Source organism: Bradyrhizobium oligotrophicum S58 (genome assembly GCF_000344805.1).
Classification (GTDB): domain Bacteria; phylum Pseudomonadota; class Alphaproteobacteria; order Rhizobiales; family Xanthobacteraceae; genus Bradyrhizobium; species Bradyrhizobium oligotrophicum.
In genome coordinates, this window is sequence record NC_020453.1 from 4,713,764 (window position 1) to 4,731,203 (window position 17,440).

The 17,440-nt window shown below is 65.1% G+C and carries 16 protein-coding genes; 11 read left to right on the plus strand and 5 right to left on the minus strand.

Annotated features, from left to right (window positions below; translation table 11 throughout):
- The first annotated feature begins 1 nt into the window (after position 1).
- Positions 2-1,045: a LysR family transcriptional regulator gene (locus S58_RS20250; RefSeq protein ID WP_042339991.1), complete on the plus strand. Its 1,044-nt coding sequence runs from the start codon at positions 2-4 to the stop codon at positions 1,043-1,045.
- Positions 1,046-1,048: 3 nt separating this feature from the next.
- Here S58_RS20250 and S58_RS20255 read toward each other — a convergent pair whose 3' ends face one another.
- The gene (locus S58_RS20255) at positions 1,049-2,149 is read right to left on the minus strand and encodes an autotransporter outer membrane beta-barrel domain-containing protein (RefSeq protein WP_015667236.1); all 1,101 of its coding nucleotides are present in this window, start codon (positions 2,147-2,149) and stop codon (positions 1,049-1,051) included.
- A gap of 424 nt (positions 2,150-2,573) precedes the next feature.
- Between S58_RS20255 and S58_RS20260 the strand changes: the two genes are divergently transcribed.
- Complete coding sequence (locus S58_RS20260) at positions 2,574-2,783, plus strand: cold-shock protein (protein ID WP_015667237.1); 210 nt, start codon at positions 2,574-2,576, stop codon at positions 2,781-2,783.
- A 146-nt stretch (positions 2,784-2,929) separates the two neighbouring features.
- On the opposite strand, the gene purN is transcribed toward S58_RS20260, so the two are convergent.
- Complete coding sequence (gene purN / locus S58_RS20265) at positions 2,930-3,583, minus strand: phosphoribosylglycinamide formyltransferase (RefSeq protein ID WP_015667238.1); 654 nt, start codon at positions 3,581-3,583, stop codon at positions 2,930-2,932.
- 13 nt (positions 3,584-3,596) lie between these two features.
- Positions 3,597-4,670, minus strand: coding sequence for a phosphoribosylformylglycinamidine cyclo-ligase (purM, locus tag S58_RS20270; protein ID WP_015667239.1), 1,074 nt, complete (start codon positions 4,668-4,670; stop codon positions 3,597-3,599).
- Between the two features lie 157 nt (positions 4,671-4,827).
- Here purM and S58_RS20275 point away from each other — a divergent pair, with 157 nt between their 5' ends.
- The 4 genes from S58_RS20275 to ppx all read left to right on the plus strand — a co-directional run bounded on the left by S58_RS20275 (position 4,828) and on the right by ppx (position 9,973).
- Positions 4,828-5,382 (plus strand): CDP-alcohol phosphatidyltransferase family protein, encoded by a 555-nt coding sequence (locus S58_RS20275; RefSeq protein ID WP_015667240.1) that lies wholly within the window; start codon positions 4,828-4,830, stop codon positions 5,380-5,382.
- 55 nt (positions 5,383-5,437) lie between these two features.
- Positions 5,438-6,115 carry a P-loop NTPase family protein gene (locus S58_RS20280; RefSeq protein ID WP_015667241.1) on the plus strand — a complete coding sequence of 226 codons (678 nt, stop codon included), beginning with the start codon at positions 5,438-5,440 and terminating at the stop codon, positions 6,113-6,115.
- A 132-nt stretch (positions 6,116-6,247) separates the two neighbouring features.
- The gene (locus S58_RS20285; protein ID WP_015667242.1) at positions 6,248-8,446 is read left to right on the plus strand and encodes an RNA degradosome polyphosphate kinase; all 2,199 of its coding nucleotides are present in this window, start codon (positions 6,248-6,250) and stop codon (positions 8,444-8,446) included.
- A 27-nt stretch (positions 8,447-8,473) separates the two neighbouring features.
- Positions 8,474-9,973 carry an exopolyphosphatase gene (gene ppx, locus S58_RS20290; protein ID WP_015667243.1) on the plus strand — a complete coding sequence of 500 codons (1,500 nt, stop codon included), beginning with the start codon at positions 8,474-8,476 and terminating at the stop codon, positions 9,971-9,973.
- 14 nt (positions 9,974-9,987) lie between these two features.
- Here ppx and S58_RS20295 read toward each other — a convergent pair whose 3' ends face one another.
- Positions 9,988-10,368 (minus strand): hypothetical protein, encoded by a 381-nt coding sequence (locus tag S58_RS20295; RefSeq protein WP_015667244.1) that lies wholly within the window; start codon positions 10,366-10,368, stop codon positions 9,988-9,990.
- 168 nt (positions 10,369-10,536) lie between these two features.
- Between S58_RS20295 and S58_RS20300 the strand changes: the two genes are divergently transcribed.
- From S58_RS20300 to S58_RS20315, 4 genes are all read left to right on the plus strand, one after another.
- On the plus strand, positions 10,537-11,949 hold the full coding sequence (locus S58_RS20300) for an aldehyde dehydrogenase family protein (RefSeq protein ID WP_015667245.1): 1,413 nt from the start codon (positions 10,537-10,539) through the stop codon (positions 11,947-11,949).
- A 79-nt stretch (positions 11,950-12,028) separates the two neighbouring features.
- Positions 12,029-12,592 (plus strand): DUF2478 domain-containing protein, encoded by a 564-nt coding sequence (locus S58_RS20305; protein WP_015667246.1) that lies wholly within the window; start codon positions 12,029-12,031, stop codon positions 12,590-12,592.
- Between the two features lie 424 nt (positions 12,593-13,016).
- Positions 13,017-13,829: an amino acid kinase family protein gene (locus S58_RS20310; protein WP_015667247.1), complete on the plus strand. Its 813-nt coding sequence runs from the start codon at positions 13,017-13,019 to the stop codon at positions 13,827-13,829.
- A 13-nt stretch (positions 13,830-13,842) separates the two neighbouring features.
- Entirely contained in the window at positions 13,843-14,676 is an 834-nt protein-coding gene (locus tag S58_RS20315; RefSeq protein ID WP_015667248.1) for an amino acid kinase family protein, read from the plus strand.
- Positions 14,677-14,744: 68 nt separating this feature from the next.
- Here S58_RS20315 and S58_RS20320 read toward each other — a convergent pair whose 3' ends face one another.
- Entirely contained in the window at positions 14,745-16,232 is a 1,488-nt protein-coding gene (locus S58_RS20320; RefSeq protein WP_015667249.1) for an aldehyde dehydrogenase family protein, read from the minus strand.
- A gap of 118 nt (positions 16,233-16,350) precedes the next feature.
- Between S58_RS20320 and S58_RS20325 the strand changes: the two genes are divergently transcribed.
- Positions 16,351-17,436: a substrate-binding domain-containing protein gene (locus S58_RS20325; RefSeq protein ID WP_015667250.1), complete on the plus strand. Its 1,086-nt coding sequence runs from the start codon at positions 16,351-16,353 to the stop codon at positions 17,434-17,436.
- Positions 17,437-17,440: the final 4 nt, after the last annotated feature.

Below are 17,440 nucleotides of genomic sequence, written 5' to 3' on the forward strand. Positions count from 1 at the left end.
TATGCGGCAACATTTGCATCGGGGTGCTGCATCTACGCAGCGCAGGAAATCTGACGAAACGCTTAATGCCTCGTGGGAAGATTTAAGAGCATTTCTCCTTTGTACGCGGCACCAGAGCTTCAGGAATGCAGCGGACGTTCTCGGGCTGACCGGCACGACGCTGATGCGCAAGATCGACCGGCTCGAGGACGAGCTCGGTTGCAAGCTCTTCATCCGCGATCAATCCGGCCTGTCGCTCAGCGACGAGGGACGATCGCTGCTGTTCGACGTGGAGCAGATGGAGCGACTGAGCTTCAACATCTTCCGGCGCGCCTCGCTCTCGACCGACACGCAAGGATCGGTGCGTGTCGCCGTGACCGAAGGCCCCGGCAATTTCTGGATCCTGCCGCGGCTGATCGACTTTCAGAAGACCTATCGCAGGATCACGGTCGACCTGAGCTGCGCGATGCAGCAGGCCGATGTCTCGCGCCTCGAGGCCGACATCTCGATCCAGTTCGAACGGCCGACCAACCCGGAGGTGATCGTCACAAAGCTCGGCCGACTGCACATCTATGGCTTCGTTTCAGAGGCCTATCGTGACGCGCATGGCCTGCCGACGTCGCTGGCGGATCTCAGGAACCATCGGATCATCAAGCAGCACGGCGTGCAGCTCGACGAGACCGGCTATGCGCGCATCCTCGGTCTGGAGTCGCTCGAAGGCATCGTCGGCATTTCCACCAATTCGAGCGTGGCCGTGCTCTATGCCGTCGAACGTGGCGCCGGCATCGGCTTTCTGCCGACATCGGCGATCGCGCTTGGCGCGCCGCTCGTTCCCGTCGATCTCGGCATCAACTACCACATGGATCTGTGGCTGACCTATCACAAGGAATTCCGCAGCTCCGACCGTCACAAGGTGGTCATCGACTGGCTGAAGCGCATCTTCGATCCGAAGGTCCACGCCTGCTTCCGCGACGAGTTCATCCATCCCGTCGATCTGGTGCCGCTGATGGCGGAGACGCGCGACATCGTCGGCTTCAACGGTTACGTCGCGCCGAAACCGGTCTGACGACTACCACTTGAGCTCGAAGCCGAGCGTGCCCTGATGCGACTGCAGCGCCGAGCGCAATTTCGCATCGTAGTTCAGATAGACGCGCGCCGTGCCGCTCAGGGACAGTGACAGCGCAGCCCCGGTGTCGGCGCCATGGCGTCCCTCGCCGAGCCCTTGCAGCGTGATGTTCTGCGTGCCGAGGCTGACGGTCACCGCGCCGAGATTCTGCGCAAAATTATCGACGAACTTGCCGTAGGCCGAGACGTCGAGGATCCTGCCATCGACGACGAAGTAGTGGCCGATCTCGGCGCCGGCAAGAACGCGGCCGCGCTCCAGCGACGTGCCGCTGACCGACAGCGGATCGAGACCGCCCGCCTCCTGGAACGCCGCAGTCGTCGCGCGCGCATATTCGAAGGCGAGCTTCGGGACCACCCGGCTTTCGCCGAAGCTCCAGTAGTAATCGAGCTCGCTGAGCACGCCGGTGATATGGGCGCCATAGGCCGACGTCGTGGCACCAAGGCTGGTCTCGCGCCGCGCGTTGACGCCGCCAAAGCCGTGGACGATGGCGATCGCCCAGGTCCAGGGGCCCTGGTCGACCGAAGCGTTGAAGCCGAGCTGGGTCAGATCGAGCGTTGCCGATTGCAGCGCCAGCGGCACGTCGACGCGAGTCCTGCTCTGGTCGACGGACAGCCCGACATTCACACCGGGCACAAGGCGCATGCCGATACCGGCGACACCGCCCCATGTCGTTCTCTTGTCGCCGACGAAATCGCCCTGTGCGCTGGAGCGGGCCGTCACACCATAGGTTTCGCCCCAGCTGCGGAAGCGAGGTTGCTCCGCGGCCTCGGGGGCACCGCCACCGCCGGGGTTGCTCCGCAACAGCCGGCTGCTGCCTTGGGTGGCATCGCGGCCCAGCCGCTGCAGGAACTGGGATCCGAGATCCAACACGGATCGGCCGGTCGAGAGATCGGAATTGATCGCGCCCGGAACCGGGCTTGGCAATGGACTTGGCGATGGACTCGGCGTGGGCGTCGGGCTCGCAGTCACGATCGGCAGACTAGCGGCCTGCGCCGCGCACGGTGCGGGAACGAAGGCAACACCAAAGGCCCCGACGAGCAGCATCGCACCGCACGCATCGGTGCATGATCGCCCGCCCAGCCTGGCTCGAGATGACCCACGCATCGATGCCCGCCCGCCGCCCGCTCAAATTCGCCTAAAATATTGCCGCAACGATTTGCCCGCAGTTCCCGTTTGCGGTCAATCAAGATCGCGACTGCGGCGGCCGCCGTGCAAGCATTTGTGGTTCCACCGCCACAACCTCGCAACTGCAGCAGCAGTGCCAGCCGCGACTCCGCGACGCGTTCTCATCAGTTTGCCAAACTTGATATCGCCAGAAAATCGTGGTGCAATCCCCTGACAATCGGATTGGCCGTTCGACTGTGCGTTTCGTGACTTCGAAAATTGAGCAGATCCCGGGAAGCCGTTTGTGGCGTGGCACGCGATGAGCGTGGCCGCGTCTTTTTTTCGTCTAGACGAGGAGACAGCTATGCCGACCTACAAAGGCAGCGTGAAATGGTTCAACCCGACCAAAGGATATGGGTTCATCAAACCGGCCGGCAGTGACAAGGACGTTTTCGTCCACATCTCGGCTGTCGAGCGCGCGGGGTTGACGACCCTCAACGAAAACCAGGCCGTGGAATACGATCTGGTCGAGAGTCGCGGCAAGGCGTCGGCCGAGAACCTGAAGCTCTCGTGAGCCTGATCCAGGCGGGATGCGCCGCTATGCGCGCGTTCCGAAGCAACCAACGAGACCCGCGCAACGCTCGCGCGCCGCGGATGACCAGACTTCGTCAGCCTTGATGTGCCCCCGGCTTCGCCGGGGATTTTTTTGTGCCGCTGGAACTACGAGACCATCGGCCAGATCAGAGAGTGATCGGCCCGCTCCACCGACGACGTCCGGCAGAGACCGTCTTCTAGCCGCACGAGGTCCTTGGCCAACAGCTTCAGCGCCTCGGGATAGATGCGATGCTCGACGCCGAGAATGCGCGTCGACAGCGTGTCGGGCGTGTCGTTGTCCCTGACCACGACGGCGCCCTGCATCACGATCGGACCCGCGTCGGTCTCTGGAATGACGAAATGCACGGTCGCGCCCGAAAGCTTGACGCCGGCACGGAGCGCCTGGCCATGCGGATCAAGCCCCGGAAACGACGGCAGCAGCGAGGGATGAATGTTCAGCATCCGGCCATACCAGCGCTGCACGAACTCCGCCGTGAACAGGCGCATGAATCCGGCCAGGCAGATGATCTCGATGCCGCGCGCATCGAGCGCCTGCTGCAATTTGGCTTCGAACCCGGCGCGGTCCTTGCCGAACGGCTTGCTCTCGATGATTTCGACCGCGACGCCGCTCTCCTGCGCTTTCTGCAGCCCGGCCGCATCGGCACGGTTCGAGATCACGACCGCGATCTCGGCCGGAAAATCCGGCTGCATCGCCGCGCGCAGCAGCGCGGCCATGTTCGACCCACGGCCGGAAATCAGGATCGCGACGCGGCGCTTCATCGGTTCACTCGTCTTAGAGGGCGAGATCGAGGGCGCCGCTATAGAGCACGCGCTGATCGCCGCTCGCGGGGACGACTTCGCCAAGCCGCGCGACGTGTTCACCACTCGCGGTGAGCACCTCGGTGACAGCCTCGACCGCGTCGGCCTTGACGATCGCGATCATGCCGATCCCGCAATTGAACGTCCGCAACAGCTCGAGTTCGGCAATGCCGCCCTGCTCGGCCAGCCATTTGAACACCGGCAGCACGGGCAGATGCGTGAGGTCGATCGAGACACCGAGATGTTTCGGCAGCACGCGCGGGATGTTGTCGGTGAAGCCGCCGCCCGTGATGTGCGCCAGCCCCTTCACCGCGCCGGTCTCGCGGATCGCACGCAGGCACGACTTCACATAGAGCCGCGTCGGTGTCAGCAGCGCTGCACCCAGGGTCAGGACCGGCGCGAACGGCGCCGGCGCCTCGAAGCCCAGGCCCGACTGCGCCACGATCTTGCGCACCAGCGAATACCCATTGGAGTGCACACCGGACGAGGCGAGCCCCAGCACGACGTCACCGGGCGCGATGTCGGGCGACGGCAACAGCGTGCCGCGCTCGGCCGCGCCGACCGCGAAGCCGGCGAGATCGTAATCGCCATCCTTGTACAGGCCCGGCATTTCCGCCGTCTCGCCACCGATCAGGGCACAGCCGGACTCGCGGCAGCCTTCCGCGACGCCTGCGACGATCGAGGCGGTGGCCTCAGGGTCGAGCTTGCCGCAGGCAAAGTAGTCGAGGAAGAACAGCGGCTCGGCACCCTGCACCACGAGGTCGTTGACCGACATGGCGACCAGATCGATGCCGATGCCGGCGTGCAGCCCGGTCTCGATCGCGATCTTGACCTTGGTCCCAACGCCGTCGGTGGCCGCGACCAGGACCGGATCCTTGAAGCCGGCGGCCTTGAGGTCGAACAGCCCGCCAAAGCCGCCGATCTCGGCGTCGGCGCCGGCGCGGGCGGTGGCGCGCACCATCGGCTTGATCAGATCGACCAGACGGTTTCCGGCATCGATATCGACGCCCGAATCTGCATAAGTGAGCCCGTTCTTGCGCTCGGTCATGGTAAAAACCCCTAATCTGGCCGCTGGTTACGTCGGAATCCGGCCGTGCGCAATGGCTCGCAAGGGGCTCGTCCCCATACTATCTAGGAACAGGACCGGTTCACCCCGCTTCGGAATCGGATCGGAATTTGATCGAATTGTCGTCGGGACGTGCTGCGTGACCATTCCCCACAGTATCCCCAATCTGATTACACTTGGCCGAATCCTGCTGGTTCCGATCGTCGTCTGGGCCATCGCCGCCGGCGAGATGGAAATCGCGTTCCTGGTCTTCGTCGTTGCCGGCGTGAGCGATGCCGTGGACGGCTTCCTGGCCAAGCGCTTCAACCTGCGCTCGGAGCTTGGCGCGCTGCTCGATCCGCTCGCCGACAAGGCCCTGCTGGTGTCGATCTTCGTCACGCTCGGCATCTGGGGCGCGATCCCGCGCTGGATCGTGATCCTGGTGGTCTCGCGCGACATCATGATCGTCGCCGCCGTGATCGTGTCCTGGCTGTTCGACCGGCCGGTCGCGATGAAGCCATTGATGGTCTCCAAGCTGAACACGGCCGCCCAGGTGGGATTCGCAGCGCTGGTGCTCGCGTCGCTCAGCTTCGGCTTCGAGCCGAAACCTTATGACGTCGTGCTGATGGTGCTGGTCACAGCCTTTACCCTCGTATCGGTCGGACTTTATCTGGTCGAATGGGTGCGCCACATGAACACCATCGAAGTTCGGTGAGCCGTCGGGCTAACCCTGCGCCTTCACGCGCGATACCATACGGAGCACATCAAACTTGGCCGGCCACATTCCCCCACGTCAATTGGCCCTCGCGCTGCCGCACGCGGAAAGCCTGACGCGGGACAATTTCCTCGAAGGCCCAGGCAACGCGGCCGGGCTGGCCCTGGTCGACGCCTGGCCGGAATGGCCGGCGCGGACGATGTTCGTGGTCGGTCCCGACGGATCCGGCAAGAGCCATCTGGCCGCGATCTGGGCCGAACGCTCCGGCGCCCGCTCGCTGTCGGCACATGCCCTCGAGGCAAACGCCGTTCCCGGAGCGCTCGCCACCGGCGCGCTGGTGCTCGAGGATCTCACGGCGGCCGATCTCGACGAACGGGCGCTGTTTCACCTGCTGAACCTGGCCCGCCAGGACGAAGCCTTCGTGCTGATCACCGCGCGCGAGACCCCGGTCGCCCTGCCGATCGCGCTGGCCGATCTGCGGTCACGGCTGCGTGCGGTCCCCGTGGTCACGCTGCTGCCGCCGGATGACCAGCTGTTCCGCGCGCTGATCGTCAAGCTGGCCGCGGACCGGCAATTGGCGATCGACGAGACGGTCGTCAGCTACCTCGCCACCCGCATCGAACGCTCCTACGCTGCGGCACGTGAGACCATCGCGCTGCTGGACAACGAGTCCCTGAGGCTGGGACGGCCGGTCACTCGGGCGCTCGCGGCCGAGCTGCTCCGCATGGCGTGAGCCGGCGGGACCGCTGCCATCTTGACGCCGAATGCCGGCGGAACCCCAATGGTGCCGGCAACGTCATCCCTTGGTTATCGAGATTGGGCTACGGTCGGCCATCGCGACCTGATTGATATGGATCGAATTCTTATGGATACCGAGCAAGTTACTGAGATTTCAGAGAAAGAATCGATCGCGGTGCCGTCGAGCGAGATCGCCTCGAGCCCGGAGCGATTCATCAACCGGGAACTGTCCTGGCTGCATTTCAATCGTCGCGTGCTGGAGGAATCCGTCAATCCGCGCCATCCGGCGCTCGAGCGGGTGCGCTTCCTGTCGATTTCCGCCAACAACCTTGATGAATTCTTCATGGTGCGCGTTGCCGGCATCCGCGCCCAGGTCCGCGAGGGCATCGCCGAGCGCAGCCCCGACGGGCTGACGCCGACCGAGCAGCTGAAACTGATCAACGAGACGGTGTCGCAGCTCGCCATCGACCAGCAGGCGATCTGGCGCGACCTGCGAAAATTTCTCGGCGAGCTCGGCATCGTGCTGGTCGACGGCCAGGACGTCACCAAGAGCGAGCGCGCCTGGATCGAGGACCACTTCCTCGCCAACATCTTCCCGCTGCTGACGCCGCTCGCGATCGATCCGGCCCATCCCTTCCCGTTCATCCCGAGCCTCGGCTTCACCGTGGCGCTGCAGCTGATCCGCTCCGCCGACGGGCGTCCAATGAACGCCCTGATCCGCATGCCCGGCAAGATCGACCGCTTCATCCGCTTCCCCGGCTCCAAGGACGGCGTGATCCGCGTCATCACCCTGGAGCAGGCGACCGGCCTGTTCATCGGCCGGCTGTTTCCGGGCTACACGGTGAAGGGCCAGGGCGCCTTCCGGATCATCCGCGACTCCGAAATCGAGATCGAGGAAGAAGCCGAAGACCTGGTGCGGCTGTTCGAAACGGCGCTGAAGCGGCGGCGCCGCGGCTCGGTGATCCGGCTCGAGATCGAGGCCAACATGCCGGAGGAGCTGCGCCGCTTCGTGCAGAATGCGCTGTCCACGACCGACGACGAGGTGTTCCTGGTCGACGGCGTGCTGGCGATGAACGAGCTGTCGCAGCTGACCCGGGTCGACCGTCCCGACCTCGAATTCGCGCCCTACGTGCCGCGTCATCCCGAGCGCGTCCGCGACCATGGTGGCGACATCTTCGCCGCCATCCGGCAGAAGGACCTGATCGTCCATCATCCTTACGAATCGTTCGACGTCGTCGTGCAGTTCCTGCAGCAGGCGGCGCGCGATCCCGACGTGGTCGCGATCAAGCAGACGCTGTACCGCACCTCCAACAACTCGCCGATCGTGCGCACGCTTGTGGAAGCGGCCGAGGCCGGCAAGTCGGTGACGGCGCAGGTCGAGCTCAAGGCGCGCTTCGACGAGGAGGCCAACATCCGCTGGGCGCGCGACCTGGAGCGCGCCGGCGTGCAGGTGGTCTACGGCTTCCTGGAGCTGAAGACCCATGCCAAGCTGTCGATGGTCGTGCGCCGCGAGGGCGGCAGCCTGACGACCTACGTCCACACCGGCACCGGCAACTATCACCCGGTGACGGCGCGCATCTACACCGACCTGTCCTACTTCACCTCCGATCCCGTGATCGGGCGCGACGTGACGCGGGTGTTCAACTACATCACCGGCTATGCCGAGCCGATCGACATCGAGAAGATGGCGGTGTCGCCGCTCACGCTTCGCAAGCGCATGATCGAGCACATTCACGGCGAGACCAGTTTTGCCCGCCAGGGCAAGCCGGCCGTGATCTGGATGAAGATGAACTCGCTGGTCGATCCGGACATCATCGACGCGCTGTATGAGGCCTCGCAGGCCGGCGTCTCGATCGACCTGATCGTGCGCGGCATCTGCTGCCTGCGTCCCGGTCTGCCTGGACTGTCGGAGAATATTCGCGTCAAATCGGTGATCGGGCGCTTCCTCGAGCATGGCCGCATCTACTGCTTTGGTATGGGTCAGGGCCTGCCGAGCGCCAAGGCCGCGGTCTACATCTCCTCGGCCGACATGATGCCGCGCAATCTCGACCGCCGCGTCGAGGTGCTGTGTCCCCTGCAGAATCCGACGGTGCATCAGCAGGTTCTGGAGCAGATCATGGTCGCGAACCTGAAGGACACCGAGCAGAGCTGGCAATTGTTGCCGGATGGGTCGTCAACGCGTATGAAGGCCGCGAAGGGCGAGGAGCCGTTCAACCTGCACAATTACTTCATGACGAATCCGAGTCTGTCCGGCCGTGGAAAGTCGCTCAAGGAATCATCGCCGCGCCGGCTCACGCGCCGGAATGAACGCAATCCTTCGTCGTAGCGGCGCCCCTCATCAGGGGACGACACGGTGAAACGGCCTGCTCCGAGGGCCGCCAGCGTTGGCGTCATCGACATCGGCTCGAACTCCGTCCGTCTTGTCGTCTATCAGGCGATGGAGCGCAGCCTCGTCACCGTGTTCAACGAGAAGGCGCTGTGCGGTCTCGGCCGCGAGGTCCAGACCACCGGCCTGCTTGCAACCGATGCCGTCGACAAGGCGCTGACCGCGCTGAAGCGGTTCCGTGCGCTGTGCAAGGTGCAGAAGGTCGGCGAGGTCCACGCCATCGCGACGGCCGCCTGCCGCGACGCCTCGAACGGCCCGGACTTCATCGCCAGGGCCGAGAAGATCTGCGGCGCGCCGATCCAGATCCTCACCGGCCCCGAGGAGGCACGCTATTCGGCGCTCGGCGTCATCTCCGGCATCCACAAGCCGGACGGCATCGTCGGTGATCTCGGCGGCGGCTCGCTCGAGCTGATCGACGTCCGCGGCCACCAGGTGCGCAGCGGCGTCACCCTGCCGCTCGGCAGCCTGGCGCTGCAGGATCTCGCCGAGAAGTCGCTCAAGAAGGCGCAGCGGATCGCCAGCGAGGCGCTGACAGACCTGCCGCAATTGCTGGCCGGCCAGAACCGCACCTTCTATGCGGTCGGCGGCACCTGGCGCGCGCTGGCGCGCATCCACATCATCCAGAGCGGCTATCCGCTCGGCGTCATGCACGGCTATGCGATCCCCGCCACCGACGCGCTGGCCTTCGTCCGCCGGCTGCGCCGGCTCGTCGCCGCCGACATGCTGGCCGACATCGAAGCCGTGGCTGAGGCGCGCCGTCCCCTGCTCGCCTACGCCGCGCTGGTGCTGGAGCACGTCATCCGCGTCGCCAAGCCGACCACGGTGGTGTTCTCCACCTTCGGGGTACGCGAGGGCTTGCTCTACTCCAAGCTGCCCGATGCCGAACGGGCCCAGGACGGGCTGCTGTGCGCGGCCCAGGGTCTCAACGAGCTGCTGTCGCGCTCGGCCCAGCATGCCCGCGAACTGATGGAGTGGACCGACCGCCTGTTTCGCGTGGTGCATATCCGCGAGACCGAGGAGGAGCGCCGGCTGCGTCACGCCGCCTGCCTGATGTCCGACATCGGCTGGCGCATGCACCCCGACCATCGCGGCGAGCAGACCTACGGCATCATCCTCAACGGCAATTTCGGCTCGATCAGCCATGAGGGCCGCATCTTCGCCGCGCTGTCGGTGTTCTTCCGCTACGAGGGATTGGGCAACGAGGCGAAGCCGCCTGCCCTCACCGAGCAGCTGAGCCCGGCCCAGATCGATCGCGCGCGCCTCCTGGGCACCGCGTTTCGCGTCGCGCATCTGATCTCGGCCGCGCGGCCGGGCGTGCTGCCCGCCACCCATTTCCGCACCCAGGACCGCAAGCTGATGCTGGTGTTCGAGCATCAGATGGTCGACCTCGTCGCCGATCGCGTCGGCGGCCGCTTCAAGCAGCTCGCGCGGCTGGTCGGACGCTCAGGCTCGATCGTGCGGAGCTGACAGCGCCGGCGGCGCTAATTCGGCAAGGGACTCTGCGCTGGCGGATACTGCATCAGCAGCGCTTCGCCGAGCACGTTCTGCTCGTCCTTCGGAATCGCGAACCGGATGCTGAAGCCGTCGGGGGTCGCAAGCGTGATGATGCGCTGGGTCTGGTCGGTCGATTGCTCGATGCTCCACGACGCCAACGGATAGGCATAGCGCAGCGCCTGATCGCCGTAACGTGTGCGCAAGGCCAGCTCCAGAAGGCCCGGCAGCGTCATGACCAGCGCGCCGGCCTGGCTGACCGACAGGCTGAGCGCGGCCGGTCGTCCGGCGGCGTCCTCGAACCCCAGCGAGATCGTCTCGCCGTCGTCGACGACCTCGCAGATCGTCAGCGCCTTGGCCCGCAACTCCATCGCGCACTCCGCATCAATTCACCGTTATTTCCACATAACTATATCGAAAATCGCGGCCGCGTCCAGCGCGTCGGCAGCGAGGCGGTAATGGCGCTGCTATATTTATCGTGATATAGCTTTGCATATAACGTGGCCGAAGCGCCGCATTTTGCAGGGAGAGCGATACCCATGAGCGACTATCATCTTCTCATCGGCGGCACGCTGGTGCCGGGCGACACGACCATGCCGGTGCTCAATCCGGCCACCGAGGAGGTGCTGGCGCAGTGCCCGCGCGCCTCCAAGGAACAGCTTGATCAGGCGGTCGCCGCCGCCAAGGCCGCCTTCCCCACCTGGGCCGCGACGCCGATCGAGGAGCGGCGCCGGCTGATTGGCAAGATGGCCGACATGATCGAGGCCAATTCGGGCGAGCTGGCGCGAATCCTGACCAGCGAACAGGGCAAGCCGCTGGCAGACGCCACCGGCGAGGTGCTCGGCATGGCTGCATTCTTCCGCTATCTCGCCTCGCTCGAATTGCCGATGCGGGTGATCGAGAGTTCGGGCGACCGGCAGGTCGAAGCCTATCGTCGTCCCCTCGGCGTGGTCGGCGCCATCATCCCCTGGAACTATCCGCTGCTGATCCTGGGCTTCAAGCTGCCGCCGGCCCTGCTCGCCGGCAACACGCTGGTAGTCAAGCCGGCACCGACGACCCCGCTCTCGACCCTGAAGTTCGCCGAGCTCGTCAAGGACGTGCTGCCGACGGGCGTGCTCAACGTCGTCACCGACGCCAACGATCTCGGCGACGCCATGACGAGACACCCCGACATCCGCAAGATCTCCTTCACCGGCTCGACCGTGACCGGGCAGAAGGTGATGGCGAGCGCTGCCCAGACCCTGAAGCGGATCACCTTGGAGCTCGGCGGCAACGATGCCGGCATCGTCCTCGACGACGTCGACCCGAAGAAGGTCGCGCCCGGCATCTTCGAAGGCGCCTTCCAGAACTCCGGACAGGTCTGCCTCGCGATCAAGCGGCTCTATGTTCATGAGAGCGTCTATGACGACATCTGCAACGAGCTGGTGGCAATCGCCAAGAACACCGTGGTCGACGACGGCTCGAAACAGGGCACCAAGCTCGGGCCGCTGCAGAACAAGATGCAGTACGAGAAGGTGAAGACGTTCCTCGACGACGCCCACAAGAACGGCAAGGTCATCGCCGGCGGCGCGGCGATGGATCGTCCCGGCTATTTCATCGAGCCGACGATCGTGCGCGACATCAAGGAAGGCTCCAGGCTGGTCGACGAGGAGCAGTTCGGGCCGGTGCTGCCAGTGATCAAATACTCCAATCCCGACGACGTGATCCGCCGCGCCAACGGCACCAGCTACGGCCTCGGCGCTTCGGTCTGGTCGTCCGATCCGAAGCGCGCACACGACATCGCCACGCAGATCGACGCCGGCACGGTCTGGATCAACAAGCATCTCGACATGGCGCCGCACATCCCGTTCGGCGGCGCCAAGCAGTCAGGCATCGGCACCGAATTCGCCGAGGAAGGGCTCGCCGAGTTCACCCAGCTGCAGATCATCAACGGACCGGGCGCGACGGCCTGAGCCAAGGGAGGCCGCAGGCTGGCGTCCGCGGTCTCCTCCACCGAACGTGGTCCGCCGCGATTTGACCTGGGAGCGCACGATGTTCGATGCCGAATGTGATCTTGCCGCTCTGGTCTATGGCCACGGCGATGACCCAGACATCGTCTTGGGCAACTTTGCCGCGGCGCTCCAGGCCCGCGGCGTGCGCGTCGTCGGCCTCGTGCAGCGGGTGCGGAGATGCCTCGACGAGCACGAGATTGCAGCAACGCTGGTGCACAGCGGCGCCGAGATTCCGCTGCTGCAGCAACTCGGACGCCACGCCGGCGGCTGCCGTCTCGACGTCGGCCAGTTGCTCCAGGCTGGCTCAGCGGTCTCGGGAGCACTGAACGAAGGCGCCGATCTTCTGATCATCAATCGCTTCGGCCGACAGGAAAGCGAAGGCAAGGGCCTGACCTACCTGATCGAGCAAGCGCTGAGCGCAGACATTCCCGTCGTCATTGCCGTCCCCCGCTTCAGATTTGCGGACTGGATCAGGTTTGCGCAAGGCATGAGCGTCCGCCTGTCCTGTGACCGGCATGCACTGGACGATTGGTGGCGGAGCGTATCTCGGCGGTACGCTGCATTCGACGAGGTCCGACCGACCGTCTGCGAGGTTTTCAAGTAGTCACGACGATCGTTCTGACCATGCGAGGCCCCGCCTCATCCCGCCCGAAATACCGACTGTCGCTCTGGCACCTTGGCGAAGAGGCTTGCCGCCACAACGTCTGCCCAATTTTCGAGCAGCCCTCCTAAATCGCACCGGAAGCTATATTAGATACGATATAGCTAGTTGAGTTATATGGAGAATTTCCGGGATAGCGATTGACGCCCGGCGACGGAGCGATAAATGTCGCCGCGCGCCAACGCGACGGAAGCAGCCCCCTCCGAGCCTGTGGCGCCACGAACAGGCGTGCGTTTCACGGATCGCCCGCGATCGATGGCCGGAATTGAGCTCACGGCTACGGAATCCAGGGAACGGTCAAGAGGCAGCGGGCAAGCCCGCCTTGCGCGGCTGTACTGTTATCGACGAACAAAAAGGATCATTCGCAATGGCAACCACGACGGCCGAGCTGGAGGTGCTGTTGATGCAGCGCTCGCTCACCGACCCCCAATTGATCGCGGCGGCGGAGACAGCAGCTGACTTCCGCATCCTTCCCGATGCCACCGTGATCAAGATCGGCGGCCAGAGCATGATCGACCGCGGCCGCGCCGCCGTCTATCCGCTGGTCGACGAGATCGTCGCCGCCCGCAAGACGCACAAGATGCTGATCGGGACCGGGGCCGGCACCCGCGCCCGCCACCTCTATTCGATCGCCGCTGGCCTGAACCTGCCCGCCGGCGTGCTGTCGCAGCTCGGTGCCTCCGTCGCCGACCAGAACGCGGCCATGCTCGGACAGCTGCTCGCCAAGCACGGCATCTCGGCGGTGGAAGGCGCTGGCCTCTCCGCCGTACCGCTGTATCTCGCCGAAGTGAACGCAGTCGTCTTCAGCGGCATGCCGCCCTACGGCCTGTGGATGCGCCCGTCTGCCGACGGCGTCATCCCGCCCTACCGCACCGATGCCGGCTGCTTCCTGGTCGCCGAGCAGTTCGGCTGCAAGGCGATGATCTATGTGAAGGACGAGAACGGGCTCTACACTGCCAATCCGAAGACTGAGAAAAACGCCACTTTCATCCCGAAGATCTCGGTCGCCGAGATGAAGGCGAAGGGTCTCGCCGATTCCATCCTCGAATTTCCGATGCTCGACCTCTTGGAAGCCGCGCGCCACGTGCGCGAGGTGCAGATCGTCAACGGCCTCGTCCCCGGCAATCTGACCCGCGCGCTCGCCGGCGAGCACGTCGGCACCATCATCACCGCGAGCTGAGAGACCGATCGCCATGGCTGAGACCACCAACACCATCAAGCACGTCGCCTCGCCGCTCGCGCGCCAGACCCTGCTCGACAACAAGCTCACCCGTCCCGTCGCCGGCAAGCGCCCAATCGCGCTCCTCCCCTGGCTGCAGGTCGTCAAGATCGGCGGCCGCGCGATCATGGACCGCGGCGCCGAGGCTATCCTGCCGCTGGTCGAGGAGATCAGGAAGCTCCTGCCCGAGCACCGCCTGCTGATCCTGACCGGCGCCGGCATCCGCGCCCGCCACCTCTATGGCGTCGGCCTCGATCTCGGCCTGCCCGTGGGCTCGCTCGCGCCGCTGGCAGCCAGCGAGGCCGGCCAGAATGGCCACATCCTGGCCGCGCTGCTGGCGTCGGAAGGCGTCTCCTACATCGAGCATCCGACGATCGCGAACCAGCTCGCGATCCATCTCACCGCGGCGCGTGCGGTGATCGGCAGCGCCTTCCCACCCTATCACCACCACGAATTCCCGACCTCGCGCATTCCAATGCATCGGGCCGACACCGGCGCCTTCCTCATCGCCGATGCGCTCGGCGCTGCGGGATTGACGATCGTCGAGGACGTGGATGGCGTCTACACCGCCGACCCGAAGGGACAGGACGCGGCCAAGGCGAAGCTGCTGGGCGAGACCAGCTTCGAAGCCCTCGCCAAGCAGGAGGGCACGCTGCCGTTCGACCGCGCGCTGGTCGAGGTGATGGCCAACGCCCGTCACATCTCCCGCGTCCAGGTCATCAACGGCCTGGTGCCCGGCCGGCTCACCGCCGCGCTGCGCGGCCATCACGTCGGCTCGATCATCACCACCGGCGCCAAGGCTGATTGATCAGCCGGAGCATGCGGGCGGCTGCTGATGCATCATCGCAGCCGTCCGCGTGAGTTGCCCGTGTCGGATCACACCGCGAGGTTCATCCAGACGGCCTTCGGCTCGGTGAAATTGGCCAGCGCGGCCGTTCCGTGCTCGCGGCCCAGTCCGGAGTCGCGATCGCCGCCCCAGGGCAGCCGGACATCGGTGTAGCCGTAGGTGTTGATCCACACCGTGCCCGCGCGCAGGCGCTTGGCGAAGCGCTGGACGCGGCCGAAGTCGCTGCTCCAGACGCCGGCGGCCAGGCTGTAGGCCGTGCCGTTGGCCATGCGCAGCGCATCGGCCTCGTCCTTGAACTTGATCACGCTGACCACGGGTCCGAAGATCTCCTCCTGCGAGATCCGCATGTCGTGCGTGACGCCGGCGAAGACGGCAGGGCTGATGAAATAACCGCGGGCCGCCGCGCGCTGGCCGCCGGTAACGAGCGTGGCGCCTTCGTTGCGTCCGATGTCGACGTAGTCGAGGATCGATTTCATCTGCCGTTCTGAAATGACGGGTCCGAGCGAGGTGGCACGATCGAGTGGATCGCCGATCCGCAGCGCCCGTGCGCGCTCGGTCAGGCGCTCGACCACCTCGTCATAGACACGCTCCTGCACCAGCACGCGCGAGCCGGCCGAGCACACCTGCCCGGTGTTGAAGAAGATGCCGCTGGCCGCGGCTTTCGACGCCGCCTCGATGTTCGCGTCGTCGAAGATGATGTTGGCAGACTTGCCGCCGAGCTCGAGCGAGACGCGTTTGAAGTTGCCGGCCGCGCCCTTCATGATGCCGCGGCCGACGCCGGGCGAGCCGGTGAACGTGACCTTGTCGACGTCGGGATGATTGACCAGCGCCTCGCCGACCGTGCGCCCGGGACCGGTCACGATGTTGAGAACGCCGGGCGGCAGACCGGCTTCGAGTGCAAGCTCGCCGATCCGCAGCGCCGAGATCGACGTCAGCTCGGCGGGCTTCATCACCACGGTGCAGCCGCACGCCAGCGCCGGTGCGAGCTTCCACATCCCGATCATCAGCGGGAAGTTCCACGGCACGATCGCGGCGACCACGCCGACCGGCTCGCGCACCGTGTAGGTCAGGGCATCATCGCGCGTGGAGACGACTTCACCGCTGATCTTGTCGGCCCATCCGGCGTAATAGGTGAGCGTATCGATGGCGGCGGGAAGATCCTGGCGCAGGATCGCGGACACGGGCTTGCCGGCATCGAGGCTTTCGAGCTCGATGATCTCGTCGGCATGGTCGCGCAACAGCTGCGCCCATTTCAGCAGGATCGTGCCACGCTCCGCTGCACGCATCGTCCGCCACGGCCCTTCGAAGGCCTTGCGGGCCGCAGCGACCGCGAAATCGACATCCTCGGCATTGCCCTCCGCGACCGTCGCAATCGCCTGCTCGGTTGCAGGATTGAGCGACGTGAAGGTGCGTCCCGAAACCGAGGGAACATGCCGGCCGCCGATCAGGAGCTGCAACGGCTTCGTGAGATAAGACGTCGTCCTCGAGCCGCGCTCGTAGTCATATGCAATCGACATCATATTTCCTCCGTTTGTTGTATACCAATGAAGGTAAGAACAAATATCTGTTCGTAAATATGATATCTGTTGCCTATGGCCGGCGATCATATGAAGCCGACTTCACAAGCAGGCCCTGATGTTGCGGATCGCGATCGAACCTGTCTGGCGCTTCTACAAGGACGACGACCCGCAGAGCATCGTCGTGATGCTCCGCGTGCTCAGCGAAATCAGGAGGACGGGTAAGATCACCAGCGCGGCCAACGACGCCCATCTCTCGTATCGCCACGTCTGGAATCTGATCGAGCAATGGTCGGCATTTTTCGGCGTGCCGTTGGTGGAAACCCAGCGCGGCAAAGGATCGAAGCTCACCGCGTTCGGAGACAAGCTGGTCTGGGCCGGCGAGCGCATGCACGCCCGTCTCGGCCCGCAATTGGACAATCTGGCGCAGGAGCTCGTGACGGAGATCAAGCCGTTCCTGCAGCCGCATCCCAGCGTGATCCGCGTTCACGCCAGCCATGGTTTTGCCGTCGCCAAGCTGCGCGAGCTGTTGGATCGCGAGCCGGGTGTCGGCGTCGATGTCCGCTATGTCAGCAGCCAGCACTCGCTGGCCTCGCTGGCGCAAGGCGAATGCGACCTGTCGGGGCTGCATCTGCCGCGCGGCGAGCTGCGTGCCCAGAACATCCAGGCCTGCCGCGATTGGCTCGATCCCAAACAGGACTGCGTCATCAGCTTCGTGACCCGCGAAATGGGGCTGATGGTCGGTCGCGGCAATCCGCTGTCCATCCGCTCATTGGCCGATCTCGCCGACGGCAGGGCGCGCTTCGTCAATCGCGATCATGATTCCGGCACCCGCCTGTTGTTCGATCAGTTGCTCGCGTCACAAGGCATCGACGAAGCCAGCATCAATGGCGCGCAGCAGATCGAGTTCACCCACGCCGCCGTCGCGGCCTATGTCGCGAGCGGCATGGCCGACGCCTGTTTCGGCGTCGAGGCCGCCGCGCGGCAGTTCGGACTCGACTTCATCCGCATCCTCACCGAGGACTATTTCTTCGCCTGCCATAAGTCGTTTCTGGAAACCGACCCGATGCGGCGGGTGCTCGAGGTGATGAAGGGCGACGAATTCCATCGCGCCGTCGCAGCCCTGCCCGGCTACCAGCCTGCCGCCACGGGATCGGTCCACACCGTTCGCGAATTCCTCGATCGGCTGGACGCGGAGTCCTGACGGT